At 69.5% G+C, this 5,535-nt stretch carries 6 protein-coding genes; 1 reads left to right on the top strand and 5 read right to left on the bottom strand.

Features of this window, described 5'->3' with window-relative positions:
- Positions 1-153: 153 nt before the first annotated feature.
- From LCD33_RS09880 to LCD33_RS09860, 5 genes are all read right to left on the bottom strand, one after another.
- A complete protein-coding gene (locus tag LCD33_RS09880; protein ID WP_224977755.1) occupies positions 154-1,389 on the bottom strand; it encodes a PPE domain-containing protein in 1,236 nt (411 codons plus the stop codon).
- Positions 1,390-1,459: 70 nt separating this feature from the next.
- The gene (locus tag LCD33_RS09875; RefSeq protein ID WP_224968798.1) at positions 1,460-2,011 is read right to left on the bottom strand and encodes a DUF3558 domain-containing protein; all 552 of its coding nucleotides are present in this window, start codon (positions 2,009-2,011) and stop codon (positions 1,460-1,462) included.
- A gap of 31 nt (positions 2,012-2,042) precedes the next feature.
- Positions 2,043-2,396 carry a hypothetical protein gene (locus LCD33_RS09870; RefSeq protein WP_224968800.1) on the bottom strand — a complete coding sequence of 118 codons (354 nt, stop codon included), beginning with the start codon at positions 2,394-2,396 and terminating at the stop codon, positions 2,043-2,045.
- A 150-nt stretch (positions 2,397-2,546) separates the two neighbouring features.
- Complete coding sequence (locus LCD33_RS09865; protein ID WP_224968802.1) at positions 2,547-3,338, bottom strand: ESX secretion-associated protein EspG; 792 nt, start codon at positions 3,336-3,338, stop codon at positions 2,547-2,549.
- A gap of 84 nt (positions 3,339-3,422) precedes the next feature.
- Positions 3,423-3,728: a DUF2530 domain-containing protein gene (locus tag LCD33_RS09860; RefSeq protein ID WP_224962770.1), complete on the bottom strand. Its 306-nt coding sequence runs from the start codon at positions 3,726-3,728 to the stop codon at positions 3,423-3,425.
- A gap of 236 nt (positions 3,729-3,964) precedes the next feature.
- Here LCD33_RS09860 and LCD33_RS09855 point away from each other — a divergent pair, with 236 nt between their 5' ends.
- Positions 3,965-5,395 carry an NCS2 family permease gene (locus tag LCD33_RS09855; protein ID WP_224968804.1) on the top strand — a complete coding sequence of 477 codons (1,431 nt, stop codon included), beginning with the start codon at positions 3,965-3,967 and terminating at the stop codon, positions 5,393-5,395.
- Positions 5,396-5,535: the final 140 nt, after the last annotated feature.

The following is a 5,535-nucleotide window of genomic DNA, read 5'->3' as shown; positions in this document are numbered from 1 at the left end:
CCCCCCCCCCGCCCCGCCCACCCCCCCCCCCCCGCCCCCGGGGGCCGGGGGGGGCCCCCCCCCCCCCGGGCGGCCCCCCCCGGGGGGCCCCCCCCCCCCCGGCCCCCCCCGGGGGGGGGGGGGGGGCCCGAGTTCTCGGTCAGGCGGGGATCGTCACTCGCCGAAGACCGGGGGAGCGGTGCGCGGCATGTCGTTCAGCCACACGTCGTCCTGCTCCTCCAGCCAGCTCTCGTGTTCCTGGTCCTCGTCCCCGGCGCCCTTGGCACCGCGCCCGGCACCACCGGCGCCCATCGCACCCGCGCCACCGCGGCCGCCCGCACCGGCAGCGCCCGTGCCCGCACCACCGGCCGCGCCACCCGCGCCCGGAGTGCCGATGCCCGCACGGCCACCGGCACCGGGCTGGTTCGCGCCCGAGCCGACCCCCGCACGACCGCCCGCGCCTGCGCCACCGGCACCCGCGCGGCCACCGGCACCGCCGGACCCGATGCCGCCCCGGCCACCCGAACCCGCGCCGCCGACCCCGCTAGGGCCACCCGGCAGGAAACCGCCGCCGATCCCGCCGACGCCACCGGCACCAGGGCCGGGACCCGCGCCAGGACCGCCGGGAACACCGATCCCGCCGGGCAGCGGACCACCGGCTCCGCCGCCACCGGGCGACCACGACGAACCGCTACCGGACGGACCTGAACCACCAGGCCCGAAGCCCGCACCGCCACCGCCGCTGATGCCCGCGGTACCGCCACCCGCACCCGGCGAACCGCCGGCGCCGACACCCATCGGCGAGTTGATCGCACCGCTGCGGTCGAACGAACCCTGCCCACCGTCGCCGTTCTGCGTCGGCGGCGGGTCGAACCGCGGGGGATTCTGGACTTCGGCCTGGACGGCCCCGCCGTAGGTCTCGTAGGTCTGTTTCGCGGCTTCGGCGGCTTCGGTGGCCTCTCGTTCCTGCTGCTGGAGGTCGGTCTCGGAGCCGACGAGCCAGGCGCCACCCTTCTCCAAGAGGCTGTCGGTGGCCGTGACCTCCTTGGGCTCGGGCATGCCGTCCCTGACCGTGGTGAAGGCATTGACCTGGCGTTCGACCGAGTCACCCGCGGCAACCGAGGTCACCTGGGTGGTGGCCAGGAAGCTCGTCATCGGTTTGAGCGAGTTGCCGTGCTGTTCGGCTGCCTTGCCTTCCCACGCGACGTTGGCCTCGCGGTTGGCATCGTCCAGCAGCTGGGTGGCGTTCTGCAGCCTCGTGGCGATGTCTTCCTTGAACGCGCGCGCACCTTCGTGCATCGGCTCAGAGCCAGCGCCTTCGTGGATTTCCTTGTAGGTGACCGGGTGGTTGAATCCCACCTTCTCCATGATCTCGTCGACGTTGCCGAAATCGGAAGGTGCTGCAACCACTCCTGCGATCACGATCGGAGTGAATGGTCCCATTTGTTTTCCCCTGTTTTTCGAGTGTTGGGGTTTTCGATTACTTGGGGATGTTCACGAGCAGTTCGTTGGTGATCGTCTTGGCGTATCCGCAGGGATCGTTCATCTCTGGCGATCCGCCGGAGTTCTTGGAGAAGTCGACTTCGATCGATTGGTCGTCGGCGATCCCGACGCTCACCTTGCAGGCAGTCGATTCTGCGTTCAGCTCAGCGGCCGGATAACCGGCGACTTCAGTCGGCGTGAAGCTGTCGAAGTTGTCCTTCTTGCTGTTGAGGTTGGTGATCCCGCCGTGGTTGGTGTCGATGTCGACCGCCGCGTTGAAGGCATCGCCGAAGATCTCGCACGTCGAGTTGCCGTACTCGTTCGTCGTCGTGGTGAACTCCGCGTCCCCTGCGCCCAAGCGTGTCCGCTGCTCAGGGTTCAACAAGGTGCAGGCGTCCTGAACACCGGTGAGGTCCCTGGGGTCGGTCACCCGAAGAGCCGGGTCGACCGACTGCTGCGGTGCTGGATCGGACGATGTTTCCGCGGTCCCCCCTGAACCGACCGAGCACGAAGTCAGTGCTGCGAGTGCAAGGGCGGCTGCGGCGGTCACGCTGGCGCGACGAAGCATTTTCCTGATTTCCTTACGACTGCGTCGGGGTTGCGGCATCGTCGGCACCGCGGTAGTCGTTCACCGCGGCCCGGAGTTGTTCGATCTGATTTTCCAAGTGGTTTTTGGCTTCGCTGAGGACGTGGGCCAAGCCTCCCGGTTGATCGCTGACGATGGACTTGATGCTGTCCGCAGAAGCGCGGCTGATCCTGTCCTGCCCCGAAGGTTCGATCTTCTCCAGGCGGTTCATGCTGAAGCGGATTCGATCCAGCTCGTCGCGAGCGTCCTCGTACTTCGCGATCAAGGCCGGGATCGCGTCGGTGTCGACGGAGAACGAGGCTCCGGAAGAGACACCCCCGTTGTTGATCGTGGTGTTGATCGTGGCCATGTGGTCTAACCCCCTAGTGTCACGTGCTCCGTGATCGGGCTCAGCTTGCCAGATCACGTCCGTGCGGTGCACCGATATGACGTCGCGATGTCGAATCCCGTTCCCGCTGCTCGGGTGGGATCACGCTTTCAGCCCAGCGCCGGAGCCGACCTACCAGGTGGACAGCCGTTGAGCTCCAGTGGTGAGGTCGCCCAGGACCCGGCGGAAGGTCCCCATGTCGGCCCCGGCGATCAAGCGTTGGCTCCCGCTGTTGTAGATCGACACGCGACCGACTTCGAGGTCGACGATCTGCATGGTGGAGCTCCCGCGGAACTCCTTGCGCTGCGAGTTCCACACCGTCACGCCGACCTGGCCCGCGCCGAGCTTGGGCCCGTCGAGCAGTTCGGTAGCGGCACGAAAGCCGGAGGCGTCCAGGCCTCGTGCGCGGAGGCCCTTCTCGACCGCACGGGAGTCGGCGTCGCTTGCCTTGGCTGCCTCCGCCATGACCGCCCGCAAGGCGGCCAAGTCGATGTTCACCGGTTTGAACTTGGCCGGTGGGTGATCGGGAAGAGTCGACACCAAGGAGGGGATGGCGCTCTCGGGCCGGACCCGCTCGATGATCACGCGGTCACCGTTGAGAACGCTGCGGATCGTCACTTGGCCGACCTGCGACACGGCGACGCGGAGCTCGGTGCCCTTCTGGGAGGAGAAGCGCAGGTCGTACTCGACGGCAGCGCGCTGGTACGCCGCGACGAGGTCCCAGACCTCGTCGCTCACCCGGTTCGCGTGATCCAGCAGCCCGCGCTGCCTGCACCGCGCGTCCGCGGCCTCGATCTCAGCGTTGATGTTCTGAAGTGGTGTGCCGTAGTGGGAGAACCGGAGGACCGGAGGTAACCGCTTGACTCCTGCCCAGCCTGTCAGCACTCCCAACTCCAGGCGATCGACATCGAGCTTGGATGCCACGCGCAACTCCCCAGTTGTCGGTACTTCGCGAGCAGCAGACTAGCGAACGGCCGAGTCGGGGAGGGTGACTTTCCGCTATCGGAGCTAGCCGTCGAGCCCCGACAACCCCTTCCACGCGCCGCGCGATCCGCGGCGTGACGCGGAGCGCTGCCAGCGGAACACCCCGTAGCCGATGAGGCCGAGCGCGAAGCCGGCCACGCAGGTCCAGAACTCGATGCCGCCGGGCGCGGTCGCGGCGAACAGCGCGACGCCGACGAGCCACAGCGCCGTCCCCGCCAGCACCACCGGGGTCGGCTGGGCCAGCCTGCGCGGCAGCGCGGGCACGGTGTGCGCCGGTTCGGGGGGTGTCGTCGCTGGTGAGGAGGGGGTGCGTGCGCTGTCTTCGGCCACGTCGGGCAGGCTACCCCGGTAGTCGTGAGCGGGGTGAGGTAGTGATGGCGGACAGAGAACCGGACGATTCGCACGGTGCTGCGGAAGAGCCGTTGAAAAGTTCTGGTGAACCCGGTTCGGAGCCCGTTGCGGGCGCGGAACATGATGTCGAGGATCGTCGCGTGAGTTCTGCGGGAACGGGTTCGAACGCGGCGGGGTCGGCGGGCAGTGGTGGCGCGGGACGGGCCACCGGCGCGCTGGACCGATTCTTCAAGATCAGCGAGCGCGGTTCCTCGCTGAGCCGGGAGCTGCGGGGCGGGCTGGTCACCTTCGTCACCGTCGCCTACATCATCGTGCTGAACCCGCTGATCCTCGGCAGCTACTCCGCGGACTCGCCGACGGCGAAGCGGGACGTGCTCGGCCACGTGCTGACGGTGCCGCAGGTCGCCGCGAGCACCGCGCTGGTCGCCGGGGTGATGACGCTGCTGTTCGGCCTGGTGGCGAACTACCCGTTCGCGATCGCGGCGGGCCTGGGCATCAACACGCTGCTCGCCGTCACCATCGCCCAGCAGGTCAGCTGGCCGGAGGCGATGGGCCTGGTGGTGGTGGACGGGCTGGTGATCCTGGTCCTGGTCGCCACCGGGTTCCGCACCGCCGTGTTCAACGCGGTGCCGCCCGAGCTGAAGGCGGCGATCGCCGTCGGCATCGGCCTGTTCATCAGCTTCGTCGGCCTCGTCGACGCCGGGTTCGTGCGCAGGCTGCCGGACGCGGCGAACACGACGGTGCCGGTGGGGCTGGGCATCGACGGCTCGATCGCGTCGTGGCCGACGGCGGTGTTCGCGTTCGGGCTGGTGCTCACCGGGATCCTGGTGGCGCGCAAGGTGCGCGGCGGCATCCTGATCGCCATCGTGATCAACACGGTGGTGGCGATCGTCGTCGAGGCGCTGGTGCACGCGGGCCCGTCCGAGGGCACCGATCCGCACGGCTGGAACCTCGGCTACCCGGCGCCGCCCGCGGAGATCTTCGGGCTGCCGGACCTGTCGCTGGTCGGGGACATCTCGTTCGGTGCGTGGACGCGGCTGCCCGCGCTGGCCGCGGCGATGCTGGTGTTCACCCTGGTGCTGGCGAACTTCTTCGACGCGATGGGCACCATGACCGGCCTCGGCAAGGAGGCCGGGCTCGCCGACCGCAAGGGCAACCTGCCCGGCATCGGCAAGGCGCTGGCGGTGGAAGGCGTCGGTGCCGTCGCGGGCGGGGTCGGGTCGGCCAGCTCCAACACGGTGTTCGTGGAATCCGCGTCCGGTATCGCCGAGGGTGCGCGCACCGGGCTGGCGAACGTGGTCACCGGGCTGCTGTTCCTCGCGGCCATGTTCTTCACCCCGCTCTACAGCGTCATCCCGGTGGAGGCGGCGGCTCCGGCGCTGGTCGTGGTGGGCGCGATGATGCTCGGGCAGATCCGCGACGTGGACCTGTCCGACTTCGCCAAGGCGCTGCCCGCGTTCCTCACCATCGTCGTCATGCCGTTCACCTACTCGATCGCGAACGGCATCGGGGTCGGGTTCATCTGCTACGTGCTGCTGCACGCCGCCACCGGCCGGGTCCGGCAGGTGCACCCGCTGATGTGGGTGGTGTCGGCCGCGTTCGTCCTCTACTTCGCCGCGGATCCGATCTCGGCGCTGTTCGCCTGACTGCTCGTCCCCTCGGTTGTGTAGTGGTCGGGTGGCGGAACCTCAGCGGGGGGGGGGGGGGGGGGGGGGGGGGGGGGGGTTTGGGGGGGGGGGGGGGGGGGCAGCGCCCCCGGGGCCAGGGGGCGGGGCGGCGGCCCCAC

The sequence above is a fragment of the Saccharopolyspora sp. 7B genome, from assembly GCF_020177435.1.
In the GTDB taxonomy this organism is placed as follows: domain Bacteria; phylum Actinomycetota; class Actinomycetes; order Mycobacteriales; family Pseudonocardiaceae; genus Saccharopolyspora_C; species Saccharopolyspora_C gregorii.
This window is presented reverse-complemented; position numbering and strand designations above follow the sequence as displayed.

What these genes read in the sequence shown, in the direction of transcription:
- LCD33_RS09870 (WP_224968800.1), bottom strand. Translation starts at nt 2,396, where the DNA reads ATGGCCACGATCAACACCACGATCAACAACGGGGGTGTCTCTTCCGGA.